Source organism: Microbacterium sp. oral taxon 186 str. F0373, assembly GCF_000411455.1.
GTDB lineage: Bacteria > Actinomycetota > Actinomycetes > Actinomycetales > Microbacteriaceae > Microbacterium.
Genome location: NZ_KE150458.1, coordinates 729,121 through 755,292, shown reverse-complemented (window position 1 = coordinate 755,292; position 26,172 = coordinate 729,121). Strand labels below are relative to the sequence as shown.

Here is a 26,172-nt window from a genome sequence, read left to right as displayed (position 1 = left end):
GCCGCATTGCCGTCCGGGGCTCAGCCCTCGGCGGCGCCGGCGATGACGTCGATCAGCAGTGCCGTGGCGCGCGCGTAGCCGGCGACGCCCTCACCGATGACGTGCACGGCGGCGACGTCGGCCACGTACGAGTGATGGCGGAAGCTCTCCCGCTCGTAGACGTTGGAGATGTGCACCTCGGCGACCGGAAGAGACACGCCCGACAGGGCGTCGCGCAGCACGACGGAGGTATGGGTGAGACCGCCGGGGTTGATCACGATCCCGGCGCAGGTGGTGCGGGCTTGATGGATCGCGTCGATCAGCACGCCCTCGTGATTGCTCTGGATCGCCTCGACGTCGAAGCCGCGCGCCGCCGCGGCATCCTGGACGATGCGCTCCACGTCGGCGAGGGTGTCGTGCCCGTAGACGTCGGGTTCGCGGATGCCGAGCAGGTTGAGGTTGGGTCCGTTCACCAGCAGGAGGCGTCGAGGGGTCGTCACGCGCTCACCCTACCGGCACGCACCATGATCATCTCGGGGCCGATGACGCTCGTGAATGTCTCGCCCGTCGCAGCGAAGCCGAGTTTGCGATAGGCGCCCTGCGCGCGATGGTTGTCGACGTGCACGTCGAGCGTGAGCTGGTCGGCGCCACGATCCGCAGCCCATGCCGCTGCCGCGTCGACGAGGCGCCCGAGCACTCCCGACCCCCGCTGCGAGGGCGCCACGTACACGCCGACGACGTCCGCGCGCGCGTCGGCCACCGGCCGGCCCAGATGATCGGCCGTGCCCGCCGCCCTCAGCAGCACGGTCACCGTACCGACCCACCGCCCCTCGTCGTCGGCGATGAACTGTGCGGCCTCATCCGACAGTGATGCGCCGGCCGCGCGCTCCCGCCAGAACGCCTCATCGTGCGCACGCTCCTGGTCCACGGTCGACAGGAAGGCGATGGATGCCGCCGGGTCTCCGACCGCATCGATACGCAGATCACGGATCTCCCGCCATTCCGCCGCGCGGACGCGCCGGACGACGGGAATGCTCACTCGGCGACCTCTTGATAGGCCGCGAACAGAAGGGACTCGTCCGGCGCCTGCAGGACGGTCGGTTTGGCGATGTCGTCGAGCACGATGAAACGCAGCATCGCGCCGCGCGTCTTCTTGTCCCGCTGCATGGTCGCCAGCAGCTGCTTCCACGCGCCCGAGCGGTACGAGGTCGGCAGTCCCAGCAGTTCGAGGATGCGGCGGTGTCGCGCGGCGGCATCGTCGGACAGCCGGCCGGCCAGTCGTGAGAGCTCGGCGGCGAAGAGCATACCGATCGAGATCGCTGCGCCGTGGCGCCACTGGTACCGCTCGGCGTGCTCGATCGCGTGGCCGAGCGTGTGCCCGTAGTTCAGTACTTCGCGCAGGCCGGCTTCGCGCAGGTCCTCGCCGACGACGCGCGCCTTCATCTCGATGGCCAGTTCGATGCAGCGGCGGAACGCGACTGACTGCGGGTCGACGGCAGCCTCCGGGTCTGCCTCGATGATGTCGAGGATCTCCGGGTACCAGATGAAGCCGGCCTTCACGACCTCGGCGAACCCGGCCACCCGCTCGTTGCGGCTGAGCGTGTCGAGCAGCGCCAGATCGCAGATCACGGCGCGCGGCGGCCAGAACGCGCCGACGAGGTTCTTTCCCTCCGCCGTGTTGATGCCGGTCTTGCCGCCGACGGCGGCATCCACCATGCCGAGCACCGTCGTGGGCACCTGCACCACCGCGACGCCGCGCAGCCACGTCGCCGCGACGAAGCCCGCCAAGTCGGTGACGGCTCCGCCGCCGAAGCCGACGACCGCGTCGGTGCGCGTGAAGTCGGCTTGACCCATCACCTGCCAGCAGAACGCCGCGACTTCGACACGCTTGCCCTGCTCGGCGTCCGGCACCTCGGCGAGCAGCACCTGACGCTCCCCCGAGGCGAGCAGCGACGCGCGCAGCTCGGTGGCGGCGGCCGACAGCGTCGGCGGGTGCACGATGAGCACTTTCTGCGCGGCGGGCGGCAAAGCGTCGCCCACCATGCCGAGGATGCCCCGTCCGATCGTGATGTCGTAAGGCTGGTCGCCGGCGACGCCGATGACGGTGGTGTCGGTCATTCGTGTGCTCCTCGGGCGTGATCGTCGCCGGCCAGCTCCGCCTCGATCCACGCCGCGAGGGCGTCGACCGCGTCTTGCAGAGGACCGGCGGACGTGTCGAAGCTCACCTGGGCGAGCCGTTCGTAGAGGGGGCGCCGTGCGGCGTAGATCTCATGCCAGCGCTCGACGGCGTCGCCCTCCTGCAGGAGGGGGCGCGCGCCGCCGCGGATGCGTGCGGCCACATTGTGCGGCGCGACGGTCAGCAGTGCGACGTGGTGATGGGCCAGCGCCGCCTGGGTGTCGGGGTGCAGCACCGCTCCCCCGCCGAGTGCGACGATGCCGCCACGTTTGAGCGCGTCGGCCACAGCCTCGCGTTCCAGCTCGCGGAAATACGCCTCGCCGTGCGTGGCGAAGATGGTCTCGATCGGGCCGTGTTCGCGAACGATCGCGGCGTCGCTGTCGGTGAACGGCAGGCCCAGCCGTTTGGCCACCCGCTTGCCGACGCTCGTCTTACCCGCCCCCATCGGGCCGATGAGGACGATCGCAGGACTCGTCATCCGAGGGCGTCGTCGCTGTCCGAGGCCGTCTGCAGCGTCTCGGGGATCGCGGAGAGGTAGCTGCGGAGGTTGCGGGCCGTCTCGCCGACGCTGTCGCCGCCGAACTTCTCGAGCACCGCTTCGGCCAGCACGATCGCGACCATCGCCTCGGCCACCACGCCCGCCGCGGGCACCGCGCACACGTCGGAGCGCTGGTGGTGCGCCGTGGCGGCCTCGCCCGTCGTGACGTCGATCGTGCGCAGCGCGTGCGGCACGGTCGCGATCGGCTTCATGCCCGCGCGCACGCGCAGCACCGTCCCGGTGGACATGCCGCCCTCCGTGCCGCCGGCCTTGTCCGAGGAGCGTGTGATGCCCTCGGATGCCGCGAACAGCTCGTCGTGCGCCGCCGAGCCGCGCCGACGCGTGGTCTCGAAGCCGTCGCCGACCTCCACGCCCTTGATCGCCTGGATGCTCATGAGGGCCTGCGCGAGCTTGCCGTCGAGGCGGCGATCCCACTGCACGTGGGAACCCAGACCGGGCGGAAGACCGTAGGCGAGAACCTCGACGATGCCGCCCAGCGTGTCGCCGTCTTTCTTCGCGGCATCCACTTCGGCGACCATCTCTTCCGAGGTGGCGGGATCGAAGCAGCGCAGCGGGTCCGCGTCGAGTGTAGCGACGTCGTCCGGAGTGGGAAGGGTCGCCCCTGCCGGCACCTGAACGGGGCCGATCGACAGCGTGTGGCTGACGAGACGGATTCCGAGCTCACCGAGGAACGAGCGGGCGATCGCGCCCAGAGCGACGCGCGCCGCCGTCTCGCGAGCACTCGCGCGTTCGAGGATCGGACGCGCCTCGTCGAACCCGTACTTCTGCATGCCGACCAGGTCGGCGTGGCCCGGGCGGGGGCGCGTGAGCGCGGCGCCGCGGCCGCGAGACATCTCGGTCATCTCGACCGGCTCGGCACTCATGACCTCGGTCCACTTGGGCCACTCGGTGTTGCCGATGCGCAGCGCGATCGGGCTGCCCATGCTGAGGCCGTGCCGGACGCCGGCGGAGATCGTCAGTTCGTCCTCTTCGAACTTCATCCGCGAGCCGCGGCCGTAGCCGAGCTTGCGACGCGCGAGATCTGCCTGGATCGCGGCGCGGGAGACGGGGACGCCGGCGGGCAGTCCCTCCATGAAGGCGACGAGTTCGGGGCCGTGCGATTCGCCGGCCGTGAGCACGCGGAGCATTCGCCTAGTCTCCCACGAGCGCACGGGCCATGATGTCCACGACGGCATCCTCATCGGGCAGTGGCTGGTCGACGTCGCCCGTTCGGAACACGCGGATCTGCAGCACGGCCTGTCGCACGAGCATGCCGAGGCCGTTGACGGCGGGAGCACTCGCCGCCTGCCATGCGACGGCCAGCGGGGTCGGCCAGTGGCCGTACACGACGTCGTAGAGCAGCCCCCCGCCGGACGCGATCCGTCTGGCGGTGTCGTCCGGCAGCGCGGCGCCGCCGGGCAGGGTGGAGACGGTGAGCGGGACGGATGCCGGCGCCACCGTGTCCGGCGCCGCGATCGAGACGGCGACCGACAGACGCTCCCCCAGCTCGGCAAGGGCGTGGGCCGCGTCGGGGCGTCGCGCGACGACCTCGACCGTGCGCGCGCCGAGCTGTGCGAGCGCGACGAGCGCCGACGTCGCCGTCGCCCCCGCGCCGACGATGCGGCCGGTCTCGATCGCATCGAGACCATGGGCTCGCACGTCGCCGACGATTCCGCCGACATCCGTGTTGAAGCCCCGCCACTGTCCGTCCGCGCGAACGAGCGTGTTGACGGCGCCGGTGAGCTCGGCCGTACGATCGCGGTGCGTCGCGGCGGCGAAGGCCTCGGTCTTCAGGGGGAACGTCAGCGAGAGGCCCCGAAACGCCGCGCCCAGGCCGCCCAGCTCGCGCGAGAAGTCGGCCGCTGCGACTCGTCGGCGTCCATAGGTCCAGTCCCATCCCAGCGCGACGTACGCCGCGGCGTGGATCTGCGGCGAGAGGCTGTGAGCGATCGGGTCGCCCCACACCTCCAGGAGCGATCCGGTCGGGACCTCAGCAGTCGGCACTGTCATTGGCCGCGCACCACTGCTGCCACTGGGCCACGGCCTTCTCGTGCTCGGCATACGTGGTGCTGAAGATCGTCTCGCCGGTGTCGAGGTTGACCGTCACGAAGTACAGCCACGGCCCGTCTGCCGGGTGCATCGCCGCGTCGATGGCCAGGTCGCCGGGGTTGGCGATCGGCCCGATCGGCAGACCCGGGTGCAGATACGTGTTCCACGGGTTGTCGTTGGCGAGGGCTTCTGCCGAGGAGCTGGCTGTGCCCTTGTTGATCTCGTTGTAGCCGTACTGCGCCGTCGAGTCCATCTGCAGCAGGCCGTGGGTCTCCTCGTTGTTGGGATCGAGGCGGTTCTCGATCACTCGGGACACCTTGTAGAAGTCGGCCGTGAACCGTGCCTCGCGCTGGATGATCGACGCGACGGTGAGGATGCGCTCGCGCTGGTCGGTCGGCACGCCGGCCTTGTCGAGAGAGGCCACCGTGCGATCGACGAGTGTCTTGATGACCTGCTGCGCCGTCGTTCCGGGATCGAACGTATAGGTCGCCGGGAACAGCCAGCCCTCGAGCGTCGTCGCGCTGACGCCGTACTGCGAGGTATCGGCGACTGCCGCCTGCAGATCGGCGAGCGGGATGCCGGTTCCGTCGGCGAGTCGCGTCAGGGTCGAGCCCATGGTCAAGCCCTCGGGCAGCTGCGCGGTGTTCTCGCGTCGGCTGCTGGGGTCTTCCAGAGCCTTCAGGGCCGCCGCGGACGACATCTTCTGCTTGAGCGTGTACACGCCCGGTTGGAAGTCCGGGTTCTGGCCGGTCTTGATCAGGTAGTCGTAGAAGACGGTGTCCGTCTTCGTGACGCCCGCCTGGAACAGCGACGTCGAGATCGTCGATCCGGTGTCGCCCGTGACGATCGTCACCGTCGCGTCGCCCTCGGCGATGCCGTCCTCGTAATCCTTGGGCTCTTCCCACCCCATGAACGCGCGGATCTTGTCCTCGTAGGTGTTCCAGACGTAGAAGCCGCCCCCCACGATGCCGCCGAGGATCGCGAGGATCACCCCGAAGATCACCCAGCCCGCGATGCGGCTCTTGCGGCGATCGCGGTCGTGGCTCTTGCCGCGCCCGCGGTCGGAGTGCGCATCCCCGCTGAAGAGCGCATCGAGCTGCTGATGTACCGGAGCGGCTGCGCCCGCCGACGGCTCCGAGCTCGCCGCGGCGGCGGCAGGGCGCGGCTCGGCTGCATCCTCGGCTGTCCGCGCGGGTACCGGCGCCGCGATCGGCGCGGCCGGCTCCGACGGCGCCGTGTCGCGTGCGGCGTTCGCCGCGGCAGCGGCCTCCCTCGCGGCGCGGCGCGACGGCGGCACAGACGCCCCCTCGCCGGACGTCGGTGCCTGATCGCGCGGCGTCGGCAGCTTGCTGAACAGGTCCGCGAACTCGTCGTCGTTCGGCGGGGTGTCAGGCATCAGGCGGGCTCCTGCGGGTCGGGCAACGCAGCGCCGGCAGGGGCGCCGGTGCTCTTCTCGACGTCGATCGCCTGCTGCAGCAGGACGACGGCGGCGACTTGGTCGACAATCCTACGAGACGAACGCTGGGAGCGTCCGGCATCGCGCAGGGCCGCGTGCGCGCTCACCGTGCTGAGGCGTTCATCGACGAGGCGGACCTCCAGCCCGGATGCCGCCCGTACCTCCCTCGCGAAGGCGCGGGCATCATCGGTGGAGGCTGTCTCCCCACCGGACAGACTGATCGGCAGCCCGACGAGCAGTTCCATCGCGGAGTACTCCTCGGCGAGCCGCGCGATGTGCGCCGCCGCGGCATCCGTTCGCGCAACCGTCTCGACAGGAACGGCGAGCAGTCCGTCGCGGTCGCACCGGGCGACCCCGATCCGCGCCTTGCCGACGTCGATCCCGAGGCGCACGCCCGGTCGGAACCCGCTCACGCGCCGGGGGTCTCCAGTGCGCGCGTCACCGCTGCGAGCGCGTGCGGGAGGGCATCCGGATCCGTTCCGCCGCCCTGCGCCACATCGTCACGTCCGCCGCCGCCGCCGCCGAGCGCGGCTGCGGCGTTCTTCGCGAGCACGCCCGCCTTCGCTCCCGCCGCGCGGGCAGCGTCGTCGGTGGCGACGATGACGACGGGCCGGCCGCCGACGACGGCGCCGAGCGCGACGACGGCACCGGCGCCCACGCGCTCGCGCACCTGGAGGGCGAGCGTGCGCACGTCGTCCGCCGAGGCCGCGACACCCAACGATTGGGCGACGAGACGGAATGCTCCGGTCGCCTGGGCCGATCCGGCCAGTTCCGGCAGCCGGCTCTCCAGGGCCTTCGCCTCGAACTGCGCGATGCGCTTCTCGGCCGCCTTCAGGCTTGCGGCCAGATCCGCGACTCGGCTGGCCAGCTGGTCCTTCGGCGTCTTCAGCGAGGTCGACAGCTGTGAGACGATGGCGCGTTCGGCAGCGAGCTCCCGGAAGGCGTCGAGACCGACGAGGGCTTCCACCCGTCGCGTGGAGGCGCCCACCGACGACTCTCCGACGAGGTTGATGAGGCCGATCTCCGCGCTCGAGCCGACGTGGGTGCCGCCGCACAGTTCGCGCGACCAGGGCCCGCCGATGTCGACCATACGCACCGTGTCGCCGTACTTCTCCCCGAACAGCGCCATCGCGCCGGCTGCCTTGGCCTCGTCGAGGGGCAGCACACGGGTGGTCACCTGCAGGTTGTCGCGGACCGCGTTGTTGGCGATCTCCTCGATCTCCGTCTTGGTCGCCTCCGTCAGCGTCTGACCCCACGAGAAGTCGAACCGCATGTAGCCGGCGCGGTTGAGCGATCCGGCCTGCGTCGCGGACTTCCCGAGGGTGTCGCGGAGGGCGGCGTGCACGAGGTGGGTCGCGGAGTGCGCCTGCTGCGCGGCACGGCGGTTGACGGCATCCACGACGCTCGTCGCCGGCTGGCCGACGCCGACCTCGCCGGAGGTCACCTCGACCGTGTGGCTGACCAACCCCGGCACCGGACGCTGCACGTCCAGCACCTCGAGCTCGTAGCCCGGTCCCACGATCACACCCTTGTCGGCGACCTGGCCGCCGCTCTCCGCGTAGAGCGAGGTCTCGGCGAGGATCACTTCGGCGATCTGGCCCTGCAGCGCTCGCTGCGCGGGGGCGCCGTCGACGAGCAGTCCGAGGACGGTCGACTCGGTCTCCCAGTCGGTGTACCCGGTGAAGACCGTCTCGCCCTTCGCGCGGAAGTCGCGGTAGATGCTCGTGTCGGCGAGCTGGCGCTTGCGTGAGCGGGCGTCGGCCTTCGCTCGGGCCCGCTGCTCGTGCATCAGGGTGTCGAACGCGTCGCGGTCGACGGTGAGCCCGGCCTCTTCGACGATCTCCATCGTGAGATCGATCGGGAAGCCGTACGTGTCGTGGAGCAGGAACGCCTCCGCGCCGCCGATCGAGGTGGTCCCGGCATCCTTGGCCGCCGCGATGGACGCGTCGAGGTTCTCCGAGCCTGCGGCGAGCGTGCGCAGGAACGTGGCCTCCTCCGCGAGGGCATAAGTCACGAGACGGTCGTAGTCGGTGCCGACCACCGGGTAGGCGTCCTTCATGGCATCCCGCGACGCCGCGAACAGGGTCGCGAACGTCGCTCCGTCCACACCCAGCAGACGCATGGAGCGGATGACGCGGCGCATGAGGCGGCGGAGGATGTAGCCGCGACCTTCGTTCGCCGGGGTCACGCCGTCGCTCAGCAGCATGAGCGAGGAGCGCACGTGGTCGGCGACGACGCGGAAACGGACGTCGTCGTCGTGGTTCGCGCCGTAGGACTTTCCCGACAGGGCGACGGCGGCATCGAGCACGGGGCGCACCTGATCGGTCTCGTACATGTTGTCGACGCCCTGCTTGAGGAACGCGATGCGCTCCAGGCCCATGCCGGTGTCGATGTTCTTGTTGGGCAGCTCTCCGACGATCGTGAAGTCGTACTTGCTGCGCACATCCGTGATCTCGTACTGCATGAACACGAGGTTCCAGATCTCGACATAGCGGTCGTCGTCGGTTGCCGGTCCGCCGTCGATGCCGTACGCGGGGCCGCGGTCGAAGAAGATCTCCGAGCAGGGGCCCGCGGGGCCGGGCAGGCCCGTCGACCAGTAGTTCGTGTCCTTGCCGAGGCGCTGGATGCGCTCCTCGGGAAGGTCGGTCAGGCGCAGCCACAGGTCGTGCGCCTCGTCATCCTCTTCGTAGACCGTGACCCACAGGTCCTTCGGGTCGAAGCCGAGCCCGCCCTCCTCCTCGGAGGTGGTCAGCAGCTCCCAGGCGTAGCGGATGGCGCCTTCCTTGAAGTAGTCGCCGAACGACCAGTTGCCGAGCATCTGGAAGAAGGTGCCGTGCCGCGGGGTCTTGCCGACTTCTTCGATGTCGTTGGTGCGGATGCACTTCTGGTTGTCGGCCGCGCGCGGGTAGGGCGCCGGCACGTCGCCGGAGAGGTAGGGAATGAAGGGCACCATTCCGGCGACGGTGAACAGCAGTGCCGGGTCGTCGGTGACCAGGGACGCGGAGGGCACGATCGTGTGCCCGTTCTTCTCGAAGTAGTCCAGGTAGCGCTGGGCGATCTCGGCGGTCTTCATCTGTGGGTTCCTCGGCAGAGCACGGGCGTGCGGGATCGGGCGGTCCCGGACGGGACGGTGCGGGGTGGGTCAGTCGGCGTTCTTGACGACGTCGTGCGCGGCGTCCACGGCGCTGGATGCCGCGTCCTTCGCGGCCTCGACGGCGTTCGCGGCGGCATCCTTGACGTCTTCTGCGATGCCGTCGATCTTCGCCTCCTGGGCGCGATATGCCTCGCCGATGCGGTCGGTGAACTCGGTGATGCGCGCATCGACCTCGGCGAGAACTTCGTGGCCGCGCGGATCCTTGTTCACGAAGTGGGCGGCGACGAAGCCTCCCGCGAGACCCACGACGAACCACAGCACCTTCTTCATGCGTTCCATGTTAGGTGCACGGCTCGTGTCGGTGGGTCTGCGAGAACGCCGAAGGGCGCCGGGGAGAACCCCGACGCCCTTCGGATGTGCACGCGCTCAGCGCGCGGCGTAGTACTCGACGACGAGCTGGACGTCACCGGTGACGGGGACCTCCGCACGCTTCGGACGACGCACGAGCTTGGCCTGCAGCTTGTCGAGCTCGACCTCGAGGTAGCCCGGGACGGGGGGCAGAACCTCGGCGTGGCCACCGAGGGCGGCGACCTGGAAGGGCTCTAGCGACTCGCTCTTGGGCTTGACGTGGATGGTCTGACCCGGCTTCACGCGGAACGACGGGCGGTCGACGAGCTGGCCGTCCACGAGGATGTGGCGGTGCACGACGAGCTGGCGCGCCTGCGCGGTGGTACGGGCGAAGCCCGCACGCAGCACGAGGGCGTCGAGGCGCATCTCGAGCAGCTCGACGAGGTTCTCACCGGTCAGGCCGTCCTGACGACGGGCCTCGTTGAAGGTGTTGCGCATCTGCTTCTCGCGGATGCCGTACTGCTCGCGCAGACGCTGCTTCTCGCGGAGGCGGACAGCGAAGTCGCTGTCCTGCTTGCGCTTGGTGCGGCCGTGCTCGCCGGGAGCGTACGGGCGCTTCTCGAGGTACTTGGCTGCCTTCGGGGTCAGCGCGACGCCGAGGGCGCGCGACAGACGCACCTTGCGGCGGTCCTGGGACTTCGTAGCCACGAAGTGTTCCTTTCATTACGCGGACGCGACTGTCGCGCCTCGCGGACGTATCGCCTCTCCTCGCCCTGTCCGGACTGCACGCCGGGGCATGCCGGAAGGTCGGTGAAGAAGAGAGGGGATGCCCGAAAACCGGTTTCGAGCCACTCCACTGTATCAGAGGGCTCCCGCGCGCAACGCGGACCAGCCGAGTGCGAACAGCGGGACGTAGAGGATGCCGATGAGCAGCGCGTGGGTGAGGACGAAGCCGAACGCCTCCAGAGCCTTCCCCCGCTGACGCAGGTGGGCGCCCAACCTGCGGATCATTGATCCCGGATGGCGGATGTCCCAGCTGTTGAGTCGCAGGTAGCGCCCCAGATAGACGCCGATGGCACCGAGCAGGATCACGGTCGCGGCGAAGCCCCAGCTGGCTGCGGGGATGCGTCCGTCGGGGCGATCGATGAGAACGAGGCCCATCGTCTGCACGACGGCCAGGCTGAGGACCGCATTGGCGATGCCGGAAAGCGTCAGCGCCAGCGTCTGGACGATGTCGTACCACAGGGGTACCGGTGTGGTCTCGGCTCGATGGCTGAAGTTGAGCTCCGTGATCAGGTACACCGAGTTCGGGAAGAACACGAGCCACAGCAGCGTCGCGACGATCAGGTAGGCCCACACGGCGAACGCGCCCGCCCCGGCGATCGCCTCGGTCGCCCGCCCGATCAAGGGCGTCAGCAGAAGCAGGCCCGCGCCCAGCACGACAGCGAGCAGCACCGGAAGAAAGGAAAGTCCGATGTTCAGGAGCATCGGCCGGTACAGCTTCACGCCGTAGACCCGCGCGCGCAGCACGATCAGGACGGCCGCGTACAGGTTGAGCAGCGTGACGGCGATGACACCGATGAGCAGAGCCGACATCCCGTCAGCCTGTCATAGTCGACGCTCAGCGCAGCAGATCGAGGACGCCGATCGGGTATACGGGTGGCGCATCCGCAGCGGACAGCGCCGCGATCTCGTACCATCCCACCGTCGTGTGGCTGTCCCGCACGGGCAGCCGTTCACCCACCGGCAGTGCGGCCAGCTGCGGCGAACGTCCCCGAAAGACATGCACGATCTCGTGCCCGCGACCGCTGCCGCTGTCGAAGATGTTCTCGGTCACGGCCACGAGCATGGCGTCGTCGAACTCCGCCGCAAGCTCCTCGGCGAACTCCCGGACGACGGCACGCGCCGCGGTCTCGCCGAACTCGATGCCGCCCCCCGGAGCGCGGAGGAACTCGCCGTGCCGGTTGGTCTCCGGGTACGACTCCAGCAGCACATGTCCGTCCTGGACTACCAGCCCGACGGCGATCGCGCGGATGCGGGCGAGGCTCGCCAGCTCCCCCGCGTACGCGTCGATGGCCCGGCGATACTGCGGCAGCATCGGCGCGAGCGTCTGCAGAGCCGTGCGCACCGCCGCGGTCGGCTTCTCGTCGTCATGCAGCGCGAGGGCGAGGAAGGCGCGGGCGGGGGCGATCAGCGGGTCGTCGTCGCCGACCGTGCGCAGGAGCGCCATCGCGGCGGAGGCGTCGCCCACGTTGCGCAGTGAGCTCGCCAGCTGGATGACCGCCTGCGTGCGGTGCGAGGCGGCCAGGCCCCGATCAAGAGCCTGCCGGTACAGCGGGATCGCGGCTTCTTCCTCGCCGAGCGCGTCATACAGCGACGCCCGCTCGAATGCGGCGCGGGCATCCTCCTGTCCACACGCGTCGAGGAGGCGCCCAAGCTCTGCGTGCGCCGTCGCGGGGTCCGCCGGATCGAAGCGATCCCAGAACAGTGCGAACTCATCAACGGGATCAGCGACCGGCGTCGATCGCAGCGCACGCTCCAGCGCGGAGCGCACTCGCTCCTGTGCACGGCGGAGCACGGGGTCGGCGACGGATGCCCGCGTGAACACGAGCAGCCCACGCGCAGCCTCCCCCGCGTCGCTCAAACCGCCCGCCAGCAGGTGCGCGACGAGCTCGTCGATCCCGATCGTGCGAACGACACCCGTCTCGCCGTCTTCCCAGTGCGGATCTGCGACGCGGCGGCAGCCGGCGGCGACCACGACGTTCTTGCGTCGAGTGGAGTTGGCTCCCGACCACTCGCTCCCGGCGTGGAACAGGGCCGCGGCGCGATGCCCCGTCTCCTCGAGCAGCTCGCGCGCGCCGGCGGTGAGAGCATCCTCGCCTGTGTCGATCAGCCCGCCGGGAAGCTCGCGCACCAGAGCGCGCGGACCGACGCGGTACTGCTCGAACAGGAGGGCGTCACCGGTGTCGGTGAAAGCGATAACGGCGACGGTGTCGCCCTGATCGAGCACGTCCCAGTCGGAGACCGAGCCGTCCGGAAGACGGTACGTGTCGCGGCGTACCCGCGTATACCCGTTGTAGACCTCGGTCTCGGTGAGCAGCTCCCAGGGCTGTGCGCGCTCGTCGTCCATCTCTCGATCCTCGCACCGGCCGGCGGAGCGACAGTCTCCTCGCACGCCGCGGGCACTCTCAATCCCCGAGAATCTTGCGGATCTTCTCGACGCGTGCCGCGATGTCGCGCTCCAGACCGCGTCCGGTGGGCTCGTAGTAGTGGCGCCCCCGCAGCTCGTCCGGCAGGTACTGCTGGGTAGCGACGCCCACCTCGAGGTCGTGCGGATAGACGTAGCCCTTGCCGTGGCCGAGCCGCTTCGCGCCCGGGTAATGCGCGTCGCGGAGGTGCGTGGGCACACGGCCGAATCCCCCGGCACGCACGTCGGCGATCGCCGTGTCGATCGCGAGGTAGGCGGCGTTGGACTTGGCCGTCGTCGCGAGATAGGCGGTGGCCTCCGCGAGCGGGATACGGCCCTCGGGCATGCCGATGAAGGCGACGGCGTCGGCGGCGGCGACCGCGATGACCAGCGCCTGCGGGTCGGCGAGGCCGATGTCCTCGGATGCCGAGATCACGAGACGCCGGGCGATGAAGCGCGGGTCCTCCCCCGCCTCGATCATCCGCGCCAGATAGTGCATGGCGGCATCGACGTCGGAGCCTCGGATCGACTTGATGAACGCACTGATGACGTCGTAGTGCTCATCCCCTTGGCGGTCGTAGCGCAGCAGAGCGCGGTCGACGGCGTGGGCGACGTGGGCCGCTGTGACGGCCGGGCGCCCGTCGCCATCGGCATCGTCGTCGACGACCATGGCCGCCGCCGCTTCGAGCGAAGTGAGCGCGCGGCGTGCGTCGCCGGAAGCCAGCTGGACGAGCGCCGTGCGTGCCTCGGCATCCAGGACCACGGCCCCATTCAGCCCGCGAGCATCCGACACCGCGCGATCGAGCAGGAGGCCGAGATCGTCGTCGGTGAGCGGCTTCAGGGTCAGTAGCAGCGACCGCGACAGCAGCGGCGAGATGACCGAGAAGGACGGGTTCTCGGTAGTCGCGGCGATCAGGATCACCCAACCGTTCTCCACGCCCGGCAGAAGAGCGTCCTGCTGGGCTTTGGTGAAGCGGTGGATCTCGTCGAGGAAGAGGATCGTCGAGATGCCGTAGAGGTCGCGCTGGGTCATCGCCTCCTGCATCACCTCGCGCACATCTTTCACGCCGGCGGTGACCGCCGAGAGCTCCACGAACCGGCGTCCCGACGTGCGCGCGATCGCCTGCGCGAGCGTTGTCTTTCCGGTGCCCGGCGGGCCCCACAGGATCACCGAGACGGCTGTCTTCGCGGCGCCTGCCGGGTCGGCGAGGGCGACCAACGGAGATCCGGGGCGCAGCAGGTGCCCCTGGCCGGCCACCTCCTCCAGAGAGGTCGGTCGCATCCGGACGGCCAGAGGGGTCTGGCCTTGGAAGAGAGCGGATGCCGATGCCACCGGACCAGGGTATCCGTGACCGCCGACGTCGGGGTCGTCCAGGTTTGTCGACAGCGTGCGCCGCGACGTAGTCTTCCCAGAGTGCTGCCCGGCCCGGATCACGGCGGCCGGGGCGCATCAACACGAAGGAGGTCCGGGTGGCTGCGGCGGGCAAGAAGCAATCGCGCGACGAGAAGGAACGCGCGCGCCTCTATCGGGCACGCCAGGAGTTCCACGCGAGCCTCATCGCACGCCGGCGCCGCGACAACGTCATCGCCGGCGTCGCGGGAGGCCTTCTGCTGCTCGCGGTGGTCGGCGGTCAGGTCGCGTACTACACCGCCGGACCAGGCGCGCCGACGCCCGCTCCGAGCGGCGCCGCCACACCCGCCCCGACGCCGCTGGAGTTGCCCGGCTCCTCCGAGATCCCGGCACCGACACCGTCTTCTACCACCGCGCCCTGACAGTCAGCGGTGGAGCGCGCGTCGCGGGTGAGCGCTCCACGGACGGCGGGCACGCCCGTATAGGCTGTAAGCCGACCGAACCCCCATGCGGCGTGCGCCGCGACGAGGTGCTATCCGTGACTGACGTCTCCCCTTCCCAGCCCGACCACGAGCCTGCCGAACAGGCCGCTGTCGAGGACACCGCCACCGTTGCCGCCGACGAGGCCGCGCCCGTCTCCGACGAGGCCGCAGCCGCGGAGGCTACGCCCGCTTCGGCGCGACCGGCGCCGGCTCCGACTCCCCGGGCGATGCCGGTCCCGCGCCCTCCCGCGCGTCGCGCCGCCGTCGCCCCCCTCCCGGCAGCCGCGCCCGACTCGTTCGGTCGCGTGGATGACGACGGCACCGTCTCGGTGCGCGAGGGCGATGACTGGCGTGTCGTGGGTCAGTACCCCGACGGCACGCCCGCGGAGGCCCTCGCCTATTTCGAGCGGAAGTACGTCGATCTCGCCGGTGAGGTCACTCTGCTCGAGGTTCGTCACCGCAACGGCGGGGCGTCGGCCTCCGATCTCCGTTCGACGCTGGCGACCGTGCGTGAGCGCGTCGTCGGTGCGGCCGCCGTGGGTGACCTCGCGGCCCTGGAGGCGCGACTGGGCGCGCTGGATGCCGCACTCAGCGAGGCGTCGGCCGAAGAGGCGCAGGCGCAGCGCGAGGCGGTCGATGCCGCCATCGCAGAGCGGACGGCGCTCGTCGAGCGGATCGAGGCCCTGGCGGCCCGCGACCCCAAGTCGATCCAGTGGAAGCAGACCACCGCGGATATCGGCGAGCTCTTCGCGCAGTGGCAGGCTCACCAGGCGACGGGTCCGCGCCTGCCCAAGAGCACGGGCCAGCAGCTGTGGAAGCGCTTCCGCGATGCGCGCGCCACGCTCGACAAGCACCGTCGCGAGTTCTACTCGGGCATGGACGAACAGCACCGCGCCGCTCGCGACGCCAAGGCTCGCCTCGTCGAGCGCGCCGAGGCGCTGGCCAGTAAGGGCGAGGACGGCATCGGCGCCTACCGCACGTTGCTGGACGAGTGGAAGAGCGCGGGGCGCGCCGGCAAGAAGGCAGACGACGCGTTGTGGGCACGCTTCAAGGCGGCTGGCGACGCGCTCTACGCGGCCCGCAGCGAGCGTGAGCAGGCGGATGCCGAGGAGTCGCGCGAGAAGATCGAGGCGAAGCGCGCGCTCCTCGCGGAGGCCGCCGCGGTGCCGCAGGAGAAGGACCTGGTGAAGGCGCGGACGCTGCTGACCGGTATCCAGCGTCGCTGGGACGAGATCGGCCGCATCTTCCCGCGCGAGGCCGAACGGGGTCTCGACGACGAGCTGCGCAAGATCGAGCACGGCGTCAAGGCTCGCGAGGATGCCGACTGGAAGAGCAACAACCCGGAGACCAAGGCGCGTCAGAACGACATGACGCAGCAGTTGCGCGACGCCATCGCCGCTCTCGAGGCCGATCTCGAGAAGGCCAAGGCGTCGAAGAACGCCGGGGCGATCGCGAAGGCCACCGAGGCCCTCGAGGCACGCAAGAGCTGGTTGAAGGCGCTCGGCGGCTGAGCACGCTTCCTCCCGGAGGAGCCTTCGTCCTCGTCTGTCCACAGATCGTCGTCTCCCCGTCCGCGCGCAGCGTGCGACGGGGAGACTGCCGTCATGGGTTGGCCTTTTCTGTACTTCGCCGGCGAGCGGCTGTCGACCGCTGAGCTCAGCGCGGCGCGACTGGACGGCGACCTCGTCGAGGTCGGTGAAGCGTACATGCCGACGGACGCCGTCGAAACCCGCGAGTTGCGGGCCGGATCGATGCGTCCGACGCTGTCCGCGGCGCTCGCGCTGACGCGAAGGTCAGCGGCCTGGGTGCATGGAGCGCTGGCGGAGCCACCCGTGCGTCATGACGTTCAGCGTCTGTCCGTGAGGCGCATCCACTCCGTGGTCGACACCCGGCTGGCGTATCGGGATGTGGCGCTCCGTCGTGAGGACGTCACGATGATCTCGGGTGTGGCCGTGACCACACCGGCGCGAACGCTCGGCGACCTCGTGAGGGATCAGTGCGGTGGCGCCGACACCGCGGCGGCGATCGCCGCCCTCCTGCGCTGGTCGCCGGGCCTTGCCTCCGCGGCGGCTCAGGTCTTGGCGGACGGTCCGCCCCTTCACCACAAGCGCGCGGCCGTCGCGGTGCTGCGGGCCTGCGCTCAGGAGGACGTCACGCGGTAGACGTCGTACACCGCGTCGATACGGCGGACGGCGTTGAGCACCCGGTCCAGATGCACGATGTCGCCCATCTCGAACACGTAGCGGCTGAGCGCGAGGCGGTCATTGGTCGTCTGCACCGAGGCCGAGAGGATGTTCACGTGGTGCTCGCTCAGCACGCGGGTGATGTCGCTGAGCAGTCCCGAGCGATCCAGCGCCTCGACCTGGATGTGGACCAGGAACACACTCTTGGTCGTCGGCGCCCATGCCACGTCGATCATGCGATCGGGATCGTCCTGAAGGGATCGCACGTTCGTGCAGTCCGCCCGGTGCACGGACACTCCGCTGCCACGCGTGACGAAGCCGACGATGTCGTCGCCCGGTACCGGCGTGCAGCACTTGGCGAGCTTGACGAGGATGTCCGGCGCGCCGCGCACCAGGACACCCGAGTCGCCGCCGCGGGGTGCTTTCGAGCGGCCGATGTGCGGAATCTCGATCGGGCCGGTGGAGGTGTCCTCCTCCGAACTGACGAGCGCCGTGACCTTCTCGATCACCGACTGCGTCGACACGTGGCCCTCGCCGACGGCGGCGTACAGGGCAGTGACGTCCTCGTAGCGCAGTTGGTGGGCGACCTCGGTGAACGAGTCCTGGTTCATCAGGCGCTGCAGCGGCAGGTTCTGGCGGCGCATGGCCCGCGCGATGGCGTCCTTGCCCTGCTCCACCGCCTCTTCGCGGCGCTCCTTGGTGAACCATCCGCGGATCTTGTTGCGCGCCCGCGTGCTCTTGACGAAGCTCAGCCAGTCCTGGCTCGGGCCGGCATCCGGGTTCTTGGAGGTGAAGACCTCGACGACGTCGCCGGAGTGCAGTTCGGACTCCAGCGGAACGAGTCGGCCGTTGACCTTCGCGCCCATGGTGCGGTGACCGACCTCGGTGTGCACCGCATACGCGAAGTCCACGGGAGTGCCGCCGGCGGGAAGCCCGATGACCCGGCCCTTCGGCGTGAAGACGTACACCTCTTTCGCGCCGATCTCGAAGCGCAGCGAGTCGAGGAACTCCCCCGGATCGGCCGTCTCGGCCTGCCAGTCGGAGATGTGCGCGATCCAGGCCATATCGGTGTCGACGGCCTTCGTATCGGACTTTCCGCCCGCCATCCGCTCCTTGTACTTCCAGTGCGCGGCGACACCGTACTCCGCCTGCTGGTGCATCTCGTTGGTGCGGATCTGGATCTCGACGGTGCGACCGCCGGGGCCGATCACCGTCGTGTGCAGCGACTGGTAGAGGTTGAACTTGGGCGTGGCGATGTAGTCCTTGAAGCGACCCGGAATCGGGGTCCAGCGCGCATGGATCGAGCCCAGCACGGCGTAGCAGTCGCGCACGGTCCCGACCAGCACCCGGATGCCGATGAGGTCGTAGATGTCGTCGAACTCGCGGCCGCGCACGACCATCTTCTGGTAGACGGAGTAGAGCTGCTTCGGGCGGCCCATGACGCGTCCGCGGATGCGGAGGTCACGGAGGTCCGCCTCGACGGCGTCGATCACGTTGTGGACGTACTCTTCGCGCTGCGGCGTGCGCTGCTTCACGAGGCTGTCGATCTCGGCGTACAGCTTCGGGTGCAGCACTGCGAACGAGAGGTCCTCCAGCTCGTTCTTGACGGCCTGGATGCCGAGCCGGTGGGCCAGCGGCGCGTAGATCTCGAGCGTCTCGGTCGCCTTCTTCGCGGCCTTCTCCGGAGGCACGAAGCCCCAGGTTCGCGCGTTGTGCAGGCGATCGGCCAGCTTGATGATCAGGACCCGGATGTCCTTGGACATCGCAACGATCATCTTGCGGACGGTCTCCGCCTGCGCGGCATCCCCGTACTTGACCTTGTCGAGCTTGGTCACGCCGTCGACGAGCATGGCGACCTCGTCGCCGAAATCCGCCGTCAGCTCGTCGAGACGGTAGTCGGTGTCTTCGACGGTGTCGTGCAGGAGCGCGGCGGCGATCGCGCGCGGGCCGAGGCCGAGATCGGCAAGGATCTGCGCGACGGCGAGCGGGTGCGTGATGTAGGGCTCGCCGCTCTGCCGCTTTTGGCTGGCATGTGCCCGTGCGGCCACCTGATAGGCGCGCTCGATGATCGCGACGTCGCCCTTGGGGTGGTGCGTGCGGACAGTGCGGATCAGCTGCTCGACGCCGTTGCGCGAGGGCGCGCGCGAGAAGATCCTCGGGACGAGGCGACGCAGCGAGCTGGGCGGGGGCGCGACGTTTCCGGCACTGGCAGACGTGGGAACCGTCTCGGCCATCCGCTCACCTCCGCCTTGACTGATCCGTTTATCCTACGCCCGGGCGGACCGTGTCCTGCTCACGCGTCGACGCGGGCGCGCTCGCGAGCAGCGAGAACGCGCGCGTCGCGCGACCTGAGGTCCGACTCGTTCTCGCGCAACAGCGAATACAGCGGGGCAGCGACGAACAGCGTCGAGTATGCGGCGACGATCGTTCCGACGAAGATCGACAAGGAGATGTCGGTCAGCGTCTGCGCGCCGAGCCACAGCGCTCCGATGAACAGGATCGCACCCGTCGGCAGCGCGGCGACCACCGTCGTGTTGATCGATCGGATCAGCGTCTGGTTGACGGCGAGGTTGACGGACTCGCCGAAGGTGCGTCCTGACTTCTCACCGTCATCGCGTGTGTTCTCACGGATCTTGTCGAAGACGACCGTCGTGTCGTACAGCGAGTACGACAGGATCGTGAGGAAGCCGATGACGGCCGCCGGCGAGATTTCGAACCCGAAGAGGGCGTAGACACCCACGGTGATGACGAGCACATCGACCAGGCCGATAATCGCGGCGACCGACATCTTCCAGGTGCGGAAGTAGATCGCGAGGATCACGAAGGTGAGGGCGAGGAAGATCGCGAGACCCCACAGCGACTGACGCGTGACGTCCTGACCCCAGCTCGGGCCGATGAAGGACGAGCTGACGTCGGACTCCTGCACCCCGAACTTCTGTGCCAGGGCCGTGGTGACGGCCTGCGTGTCGGTGTTGGTCATCTGGTCGGTCTGGATGCGCAGCGCGTCCGATCCGATGGTCGTGACCTTCGTCGTCGCTCCGGGAACCACAGACTGCACCGCTGCGGTCGCGGCGGTCTGATCGGGGTTCGCGACCTGGTTGACGGTGAACTGCGATCCGCCGGTGAACTCGATCGAGAACTGGATGGGACGAATCAGCGGTACGAGCGCTGCGGCGATGACGAGGGCTGCGGCGATGATGAACCACAGGCGGCGACGTCCGACGAAGGGGAAAGAGGTCTTGCCGGTGTAGAGGTCGTTGCCGAACTCGTTCATGGAGCGCATCAGTCGTCTCCCTCCGTCGTCGAAGTCGGTTTGCCGGCGTTCTTCGCCGCGAGCTCGGCCTGCTTGCGCTCGGCGATGGTCTGACGGCGTTCCGCCTCACCGCGCGAGCGGCCCGCGCGTCGCGCAGCCGAGCCCTTCGCGCCGTCCAGCACCGGAGCCCGGAACTGCGCGCGCCCGCGATAGACGGCGCCGAGGGCATCGGGATCGAGCCCCGACAGCGGGTGGCCCCCGCCGAAGAAGCGCGTTCGAGCCAGCAGCTGCAGGACCGGGTGGGTGAACAGGATGAAGATCAGGATGTCGATCAACGTCGTCAGGCCCAGCGTGAACGCGAAGCCCTTGACGGTGGCGTCGGCGAGGATGTACAGCACCACGGCGGCGAGGATGTTGATCGACTTCGAGATGTAGATGGTGCGCTTCGCGCGACCCCAGCCGTCCTCGACCGCGCCGGTGATCGACTTGCCGTCACGCAGCTCGTCGCGGATGCGTTCGAAGTACACGATGAACGAATCCGCGGTGAACCCGATCGTGACGATCAGACCCGCGACGCCGGCCAGCGACAGGCGGAATCCCATGCGCCAGGCCAGGACGCAGAGGGTGATGTAGGTGAGCACCCCCATCACGCCGAGGGAGGCGATGATGACGAAGCCGAGCGCGCGGTACACGATGAGCGAGTACAGGGCAACGAGCGCGAGACCGATGAGGCCGGCGATGAGGCCGATCTGCAGCTGCTGCGAGCCCAGAGTGGCCGAGATCGCATTGTCGCTCACGATGCCGAAGCTGAGCGGCAGCGCGCCGTACTTCAGCTGGTCGGCGAGCGTCTTGGCGCTCTCCTGGTTGAAGGAGCCGCTGATCTGCGGCTTGCCGTCGAGGATCACGCCGTTCATGGACGGTGCGGAGATGACCGCTCCGTCCAGAACGAAGGCGAACTGGTTCTGCGGGCTCTTGCCCGCCTGGGTGAACGCGTACAGGCGCTGGCTGACCTCACCGAAGGTCTTGGTGCCCTGATCGTCGAAGACGATGTTGACGACCCACTGTCCGTTCTGGGTGTTCATACCGCTCGTGGCGTCGCTGATGGACGAGCCGTCGAGTTCGACGGGACCGAGAAGATACTTCGCCGTGCCGGTCGGGTCGCACGCGATCAGCGGCTGGTCTGCCGGGCTGTTTGCCGGGTCATTGTCCTTGTTCGCGCAGTCGTAGGCGAGGAACTTCGCCTGGAGTGCGGGGGTGATCCAGGCGAGGTCGCTGCCGTTGGTGGGCGATGCCGTGGGTGTGGAGGGCAGCGACGGGTCGGGCGTCGGATACGGCGTGGAGTTGCCGTCCTGTCCGACGAACGACGTGCTCGCGGCGGTCGTGGCCAGCACTGCCCGCAGCTGCATCTGTGCGGAGGACTCGATGCGCTTGCGCGTCTCCTCGTCGGCCTGTCCCGGGATCTGCACGACGATCTGGTTGCCGGCCTGGGTGGTGATATCGGCCTCGCCCACGCCGGACGCGTCGACGCGCTGGCGGATGATGGCTGCGGCCTGGTTCATCTGGTCGGTCGTCGGCGCGGCACCGTTGGGAGTCTTCGCCTCGAGGATGATCTGCGTGCCGCCCTGCAGATCGAGCGCGAGCTCAGGCGCCCACGAGCTCTTGCCGAAGACGTAGACGCCGAGGGCGTTCACTCCGAACAGCAGTGCCGTGATGACGAGAAGTCCGGTCAGTGCGCGCCAGGCACGGCGCACCGGGGTGGGTGTGGCCACGGAGGGTCAGCTTTCTTCGGGAACGTGCGGCGAGATCAGGCGTGCGGCTTCGCGTCGCCGGAATCGGCCGGCTTGTCGGCGACCTTCTCGGCGGCTTCTGCGGCACGGTCGTCGCTCACTGACGAGATGACGCCGTTGGCGACATCGCCCTCGTACTCGGCCTGGTCGGCCTCGGCTTCGATGAACTCGTCCTCGGTGACGTCCTCGTCGTCCACGACGCGCAGGATCGCCTGGCTGTGGACCTCGACCGCGACGCCGGGCGCGAGCTCGACGGTTGCCGCCTTGGACAGGTCCTCGCCGTCGTACGAGACGAGCACGCCGTACAGGCCCCCCTGCAGCAGCACCTTGACGCCGGGGAGCATCGCCCGTGCCTTGGCCTCCTGCTCCGCCTTCATCTTGGCGGCGCGCTTGCGAGAGCTCCAGAACATGAAGCCGAGCAGCGCCACCATCGCGACGAGCAGAATCCAATCCATGCGGATACACCTTTCGGGAGCGCGCCGGATCGACGCTGAAGAGGGCGGCAGGAAGCCTTCAGTGATTATAGGTCATCGAATCTGAGCGCCCCGTCCGGACGAGGCACGCGCAGATGCGCGTAGGCCTCCGGCGTGGCAACCCGTCCCCGCGGCGTGCGCCCGAGGAATCCGATCCGCACCAGGTACGGCTCGACGACCGATTCGATCGTCTCCGCCTCCTCGCCGACGGTCACCGCGAGCGTGCTGAGGCCGACCGGTCCCCCGCGGAACCGACGGACGACGGCATCCAGCACCGCACGGTCGAGGCGATCGAGACCGATCGCGTCGACGTCATAGAGCTCCAAGGCGGCCGCGACGTGCGCATCGGTCGCCGACGACGCGCTCTTTCCGTGCACGATGACGTAGTCGCGTACCCGCCGCAGGAGACGGTTGGCGATGCGGGGTGTGCCGCGAGAACGTCGGGCGATCTCGGCGCGGGCGGTGCGGGGCAGATCGACGCCGAGGACCGCTGCCGAACGGGAGATGACCTGTTCGAGCTCGCCGGGTTCGTAATACTCCAGGTGCGCGGTGAACCCGAACCGGTCGCGGAGCGGGTTGGGTAGCAGGCCAGACCGGGTGGTCGCACCGACGAGGGTGAACGGCGCCAGGTCGAGTGGGATGCTGGTCGCCCCCGCTCCCTTGCCGACCATGATGTCGATGCGGAAGTCCTCCATCGCCAGATAGAGCATCTCTTCGGCGGAGCGCGCCATCCGGTGGATCTCGTCGATGAAGAGCACCTCGCCGGGCACCAGGCTCGACAGTAGTGCGGCGAGATCGCCGGCGTGCTGGATGGCCGGCCCGCTGGACAGACGCAGAGGCCGCTGGCTCTCGTGCGCCACGATCATGGCGAGCGTGGTCTTTCCGAGCCCCGGCGGACCGGACAGCAGGATGTGGTCCGGCGGTCGCTGTTGGATGCGCGCCGCATCGAGCAGCAGCTGGAGTTGTCCGCGCACCTTCTGCTGGCCGACGAACTCGGCGAGGGATGCCGGCCGCAGCGCGCCCTCGACGGCGAGCTCGGTCTCGTCTTCCGCCACGGCGGGATCCTGGGAATCAGACACCGGCGCGCTCCGGACGGGCGGGACCCAGCTGGGCGAGGGCGAGCTTGAGCAGCACCGGCACCGACCGCCTGTCGGCATCGGTCGCGGCATCCAGCACCAGCGTCACCGTCTCGACGCTCGTGCGCTCGTTCCACCCGAGGGCTGTGAGTGCTGCGACGACCTGGCCCGCGATATCGCCGGCGGCGGAGCCGGCAGTCGGCCGGCTTGTTGCGGAGCTCACGTGAAGTTTGCCGGCGAGCTGCACCACGATGAGCTTGGCCGTCTTGGGCCCGATCCCGGAAACGCGCCGGAACGGGGCGTCATCCTCGTCGGCGACGGCGTGCGCGATCTGATCGACGCTCAGCGACGACAGCACGCCGAGGGCGGACTTGGGGCCGACCCCCGACACGCTGAGCAGGTGATGGAACACGGTGAGCTCGTCGCGCTCGGCGAAGCCGAACAGCGACAGTGCGTCCTCCCGCACGATGAGCGCGGTGTGCAGTGTCGTCTCGTCGCCCACGTGGAGCGAGCGGGCCACGGAGGCGGGCACTGCCACGCTGAAGCCCACGCCGCCGACCTCGACGATCGCCGATTCGGCGTCCAGATGCAGCACACGGCCGCGCAGCGAGGAGATCATGGCACCACCCTAGACAGTGATTCGCAGTTTTGTTCGATCGACACGCGCGCGGGGTACGCAGCTGTCAGCGTCGCGTCGCTCTCTTCTCGGCATCCGCCCACGCCCGTTGCGCAGGCGTGAGCGCCCCGGCGGCGGCGCTGCCCGAGGGGGCACCTCTCCGCCACCCGTGACAGAGGGCGATGGCGAGGGCGTCCGCGGCATCGGCGGGCTGTGGCAAGGCGTCCAGGCGCAGTACCCGCGCGACCATCGTCTGCACCTGCAGCTTGTCGGCGGACCCGTAGCCGGTGATCGCCGCCTTCACTTCGGAGGGGGTGTGTGTCGCGGCGGGAAGACCGTGTTCCGCGGCGAGCAGCAGTGCGATGCCGCTGGCCTGGGCGGTGCCCATCACCGTGCTGCGGTTCTGCTGCGCGAAGACCCGTTCCACGGCGACCACGTCGGGGTGGTGCGCCGCGAACACCTCGCGCAGGCCCCGGGCGATGAGTGCCAGACGTTCCGCGATGGGAAGATCGGCGCCGGAGCGGACCACCCCGACGTGGACGAGTGTCGCCGACCGGTCGGCGCGCACGTCGACGACGCCGACGCCGCACCGGGTCAGGCCGGGGTCGATGCCGAGGATGCGTACAGCGGATGCCACTCCCCCACGCTAAGCGCTCGACGCGGACGGGGGCGTTTCGACTCGCGGCTGCGCCGCTCGCTCAACGACCGGTGCTCCCTCCCGGTCGTTGAGCGAGCGGAGCGAGTCGAAACGCGGCTTACTCGTCGTCTTCGAGCTCGGCCTGCACCTCGGCGTTCAGGTCGAAGTTGCTGAAGACGTTCTGCACGTCGTCGCTGTCTTCGAGCGCGTCGATCAGGCGGAAGATCTTGCGTGCCGTCTCGGCGTCGATCTCCACCTTGAGGTTCGGCACGAATTCGACGTCGGCGGATTCGTACTCGATGCCCGCGTCGGTCAGTGCCGAGCGGACCGCAACGAGATCGGACGCCTCGGTGATGACCTCGAAGCCCTGCGCGTGCGGCTCGATCTCTTCGGCGCCGGCCTCGAGGGCGGCCAGCATGACGTCGTCTTCGCTGGTGTTCTCTTCGGACACGACGATGACGCCCTTGCGGGAGAAGTTGTAGGCGACCGAGCCGGGGTCGGCGAGCGTTCCGCCATTGCGGCTGAGGGCGGTGCGCACCTCCGCGGCGGCGCGGTTCTTGTTATCGGTCAGACACTCGATCATGAGCGCCACGCCGTTCGGTCCGTAGCCCTCGTACATGATCGACGAGTACTCGACCGACTCGCCGCCGATGCCGGCGCCGCGCTTGATGGCGCGGTCGATGTTGTCCTTGGGTACCGAGGTCTTCTTGGCCTTGAGGACCGCGTCGAACAGCGTCGGGTTCCCCTGCAGGTCCGGGCCGCCGAGCTTCGCGGCGACTTCGATGTTCTTGATGAGCTTCGCCCACGACTTCGCGCGGCGGGAGTCGATGACCGCCTTCTTGTGCTTGGTCGTGGCCCATTTGGAGTGTCCGGACATGATCTCCAGTTTACTCAGGCGACACCGCCGATTCTCAGCGCAGGATCTTGACGAGCGTGCGCAGGTTTCGCGTCGTGGTCGTCGGCTTGTACTCGGCGCGTCCGAGGATCTTTCCGAAGGGCGTCTCGAGGGTGCGCCCCTTCGGCGGGCTCCAGTAGACGACACCGAACCCGGGCTGTGTCGGATCCTCCTGCGGATCGAGGGATGCCGCGGCATCCACGAGCGCGTCGCGCACCGCCATCTCGCTGCAGAAGACGACGTAGGGCTGACGGGCGTCGTCGTGGGCATCGAAGGGGAACCTCGCCACGGTCGCTTCCAGCTCGTCCCGCGTGATGAGGACGATCCAGGCGTCGTAGTCGAACCGCTGACGCAGGGCGTCTTCGATCCGCTTCTTGAGGTGCGCTCGCCCCGATACGTCGACGTCGGCGGTGAAGCGGACGTTGCCGCTGGCCAGTATGGTCGTCACCTCGCCGACGTCGAGCGCGTACATCAGGTCTGCCAGCTCCGCGCTGCGGATCGTGATGCCGTTGACGTTCACGCCGCGAAGCAACGCCACCCATGTCGTCATGCCGCCACGTTAGCTCGCCGCACCGACAGGGCGTGATCGTGG

General features: G+C 69.2%; 26 protein-coding genes. 3 read left to right on the top strand and 23 right to left on the bottom strand.

Translation table 11 applies throughout. The features are described from left to right. Positions 1-20: 20 nt before the first annotated feature. The 14 genes from aroQ to HMPREF1529_RS13700 all read right to left on the bottom strand — a co-directional run bounded on the left by aroQ (position 21) and on the right by HMPREF1529_RS13700 (position 14,109). Positions 21-479 carry a type II 3-dehydroquinate dehydratase gene (gene aroQ / locus HMPREF1529_RS13765; RefSeq protein ID WP_005049551.1) on the bottom strand — a complete coding sequence of 153 codons (459 nt, stop codon included), beginning with the start codon at positions 477-479 and terminating at the stop codon, positions 21-23. Further along, positions 476-1,018, bottom strand: coding sequence for a GNAT family N-acetyltransferase (locus tag HMPREF1529_RS13760; protein ID WP_016465254.1), 543 nt, complete (start codon positions 1,016-1,018; stop codon positions 476-478). Before HMPREF1529_RS13760 ends, aroQ begins: the two co-directional genes overlap by 4 nt. Further along, positions 1,015-2,097 carry a 3-dehydroquinate synthase gene (gene aroB, locus HMPREF1529_RS13755; RefSeq protein WP_016465253.1) on the bottom strand — a complete coding sequence of 361 codons (1,083 nt, stop codon included), beginning with the start codon at positions 2,095-2,097 and terminating at the stop codon, positions 1,015-1,017. Before aroB ends, HMPREF1529_RS13760 begins: the two co-directional genes overlap by 4 nt. Then, a complete protein-coding gene (locus tag HMPREF1529_RS13750; protein ID WP_016465252.1) occupies positions 2,094-2,633 on the bottom strand; it encodes a shikimate kinase in 540 nt (179 codons plus the stop codon). The genes aroB and HMPREF1529_RS13750 overlap by 4 nt, the downstream gene beginning before the upstream one ends. Beyond that, positions 2,630-3,841, bottom strand: coding sequence for a chorismate synthase (gene aroC, locus HMPREF1529_RS13745; RefSeq protein WP_005049547.1), 1,212 nt, complete (start codon positions 3,839-3,841; stop codon positions 2,630-2,632). Before aroC ends, HMPREF1529_RS13750 begins: the two co-directional genes overlap by 4 nt. Before the next feature lie 4 nt (positions 3,842-3,845). After that, entirely contained in the window at positions 3,846-4,703 is an 858-nt protein-coding gene (locus HMPREF1529_RS13740) for a shikimate dehydrogenase (protein WP_016465251.1), read from the bottom strand. After that, on the bottom strand, positions 4,684-6,138 hold the full coding sequence (gene mltG, locus HMPREF1529_RS13735) for an endolytic transglycosylase MltG (RefSeq protein ID WP_016465250.1): 1,455 nt from the start codon (positions 6,136-6,138) through the stop codon (positions 4,684-4,686). Before mltG ends, HMPREF1529_RS13740 begins: the two co-directional genes overlap by 20 nt. Continuing rightward, the gene (gene ruvX, locus HMPREF1529_RS13730) at positions 6,138-6,611 is read right to left on the bottom strand and encodes a Holliday junction resolvase RuvX (RefSeq protein ID WP_005049544.1); all 474 of its coding nucleotides are present in this window, start codon (positions 6,609-6,611) and stop codon (positions 6,138-6,140) included. The genes mltG and ruvX overlap by 1 nt, the downstream gene beginning before the upstream one ends. Beyond that, positions 6,608-9,271, bottom strand: a complete 2,664-nt coding sequence (gene alaS, locus HMPREF1529_RS13725) for an alanine--tRNA ligase (protein ID WP_016465249.1) — start codon at positions 9,269-9,271, stop codon at positions 6,608-6,610. The genes ruvX and alaS overlap by 4 nt, the downstream gene beginning before the upstream one ends. Positions 9,272-9,340: 69 nt before the next feature. Beyond that, positions 9,341-9,622: an ATPase gene (locus HMPREF1529_RS13720; RefSeq protein ID WP_231477285.1), complete on the bottom strand. Its 282-nt coding sequence runs from the start codon at positions 9,620-9,622 to the stop codon at positions 9,341-9,343. Positions 9,623-9,718: 96 nt separating this feature from the next. Further along, positions 9,719-10,348 (bottom strand): 30S ribosomal protein S4, encoded by a 630-nt coding sequence (rpsD, locus tag HMPREF1529_RS13715; RefSeq protein ID WP_005049541.1) that lies wholly within the window; start codon positions 10,346-10,348, stop codon positions 9,719-9,721. A 153-nt stretch (positions 10,349-10,501) separates the two neighbouring features. Then, positions 10,502-11,236: a DUF1361 domain-containing protein gene (locus HMPREF1529_RS13710; protein WP_016465248.1), complete on the bottom strand. Its 735-nt coding sequence runs from the start codon at positions 11,234-11,236 to the stop codon at positions 10,502-10,504. 25 nt (positions 11,237-11,261) lie between these two features. Next, positions 11,262-12,770: a tetratricopeptide repeat protein gene (locus HMPREF1529_RS13705; protein ID WP_016465247.1), complete on the bottom strand. Its 1,509-nt coding sequence runs from the start codon at positions 12,768-12,770 to the stop codon at positions 11,262-11,264. 58 nt (positions 12,771-12,828) lie between these two features. Further along, positions 12,829-14,109 carry a replication-associated recombination protein A gene (locus HMPREF1529_RS13700; protein ID WP_016465246.1) on the bottom strand — a complete coding sequence of 427 codons (1,281 nt, stop codon included), beginning with the start codon at positions 14,107-14,109 and terminating at the stop codon, positions 12,829-12,831. Between the two features lie 188 nt (positions 14,110-14,297). Here HMPREF1529_RS13700 and HMPREF1529_RS13695 point away from each other — a divergent pair, with 188 nt between their 5' ends. From HMPREF1529_RS13695 to HMPREF1529_RS13685, 3 genes are all read left to right on the top strand, one after another. Then, on the top strand, positions 14,298-14,600 hold the full coding sequence (locus tag HMPREF1529_RS13695) for a hypothetical protein (RefSeq protein ID WP_016465245.1): 303 nt from the start codon (positions 14,298-14,300) through the stop codon (positions 14,598-14,600). Positions 14,601-14,716: 116 nt separating this feature from the next. Continuing rightward, a complete protein-coding gene (locus HMPREF1529_RS13690) occupies positions 14,717-16,171 on the top strand; it encodes a DUF349 domain-containing protein (protein ID WP_005049536.1) in 1,455 nt (484 codons plus the stop codon). Positions 16,172-16,264: 93 nt separating this feature from the next. After that, the gene (locus HMPREF1529_RS13685) at positions 16,265-16,822 is read left to right on the top strand and encodes a hypothetical protein (RefSeq protein ID WP_005049535.1); all 558 of its coding nucleotides are present in this window, start codon (positions 16,265-16,267) and stop codon (positions 16,820-16,822) included. On the opposite strand, the gene HMPREF1529_RS13680 is transcribed toward HMPREF1529_RS13685, so the two are convergent. From HMPREF1529_RS13680 to HMPREF1529_RS13640, 9 genes are all read right to left on the bottom strand, one after another. Then, positions 16,801-19,077, bottom strand: coding sequence for a RelA/SpoT family protein (locus HMPREF1529_RS13680; protein ID WP_005049533.1), 2,277 nt, complete (start codon positions 19,075-19,077; stop codon positions 16,801-16,803). The two genes, HMPREF1529_RS13685 and HMPREF1529_RS13680, sit on opposite strands and share 22 nt — an antisense overlap. A 59-nt stretch (positions 19,078-19,136) precedes the next feature. After that, positions 19,137-20,126, bottom strand: coding sequence for a protein translocase subunit SecF (gene secF, locus HMPREF1529_RS13675; protein WP_016465244.1), 990 nt, complete (start codon positions 20,124-20,126; stop codon positions 19,137-19,139). Then, entirely contained in the window at positions 20,126-21,865 is a 1,740-nt protein-coding gene (gene secD / locus HMPREF1529_RS13670) for a protein translocase subunit SecD (RefSeq protein WP_016465243.1), read from the bottom strand. Before secD ends, secF begins: the two co-directional genes overlap by 1 nt. A 35-nt stretch (positions 21,866-21,900) precedes the next feature. Beyond that, the gene (locus HMPREF1529_RS13665; RefSeq protein WP_005049530.1) at positions 21,901-22,338 is read right to left on the bottom strand and encodes a preprotein translocase subunit YajC; all 438 of its coding nucleotides are present in this window, start codon (positions 22,336-22,338) and stop codon (positions 21,901-21,903) included. Positions 22,339-22,403: 65 nt separating this feature from the next. Continuing rightward, entirely contained in the window at positions 22,404-23,435 is a 1,032-nt protein-coding gene (ruvB, locus tag HMPREF1529_RS13660; RefSeq protein WP_005049529.1) for a Holliday junction branch migration DNA helicase RuvB, read from the bottom strand. Continuing rightward, on the bottom strand, positions 23,428-24,051 hold the full coding sequence (gene ruvA, locus HMPREF1529_RS13655; RefSeq protein WP_016465241.1) for a Holliday junction branch migration protein RuvA: 624 nt from the start codon (positions 24,049-24,051) through the stop codon (positions 23,428-23,430). The genes ruvB and ruvA overlap by 8 nt, the downstream gene beginning before the upstream one ends. 64 nt (positions 24,052-24,115) lie before the next feature. Then, positions 24,116-24,685 (bottom strand): crossover junction endodeoxyribonuclease RuvC, encoded by a 570-nt coding sequence (gene ruvC / locus HMPREF1529_RS13650; protein ID WP_005049527.1) that lies wholly within the window; start codon positions 24,683-24,685, stop codon positions 24,116-24,118. Between the two features lie 118 nt (positions 24,686-24,803). Beyond that, complete coding sequence (locus HMPREF1529_RS13645) at positions 24,804-25,562, bottom strand: YebC/PmpR family DNA-binding transcriptional regulator (RefSeq protein WP_016465240.1); 759 nt, start codon at positions 25,560-25,562, stop codon at positions 24,804-24,806. A gap of 34 nt (positions 25,563-25,596) precedes the next feature. Beyond that, the gene (locus HMPREF1529_RS13640) at positions 25,597-26,130 is read right to left on the bottom strand and encodes a DUF1697 domain-containing protein (RefSeq protein WP_016465239.1); all 534 of its coding nucleotides are present in this window, start codon (positions 26,128-26,130) and stop codon (positions 25,597-25,599) included. Between the last annotated feature and the right edge of the window lie 42 nt (positions 26,131-26,172).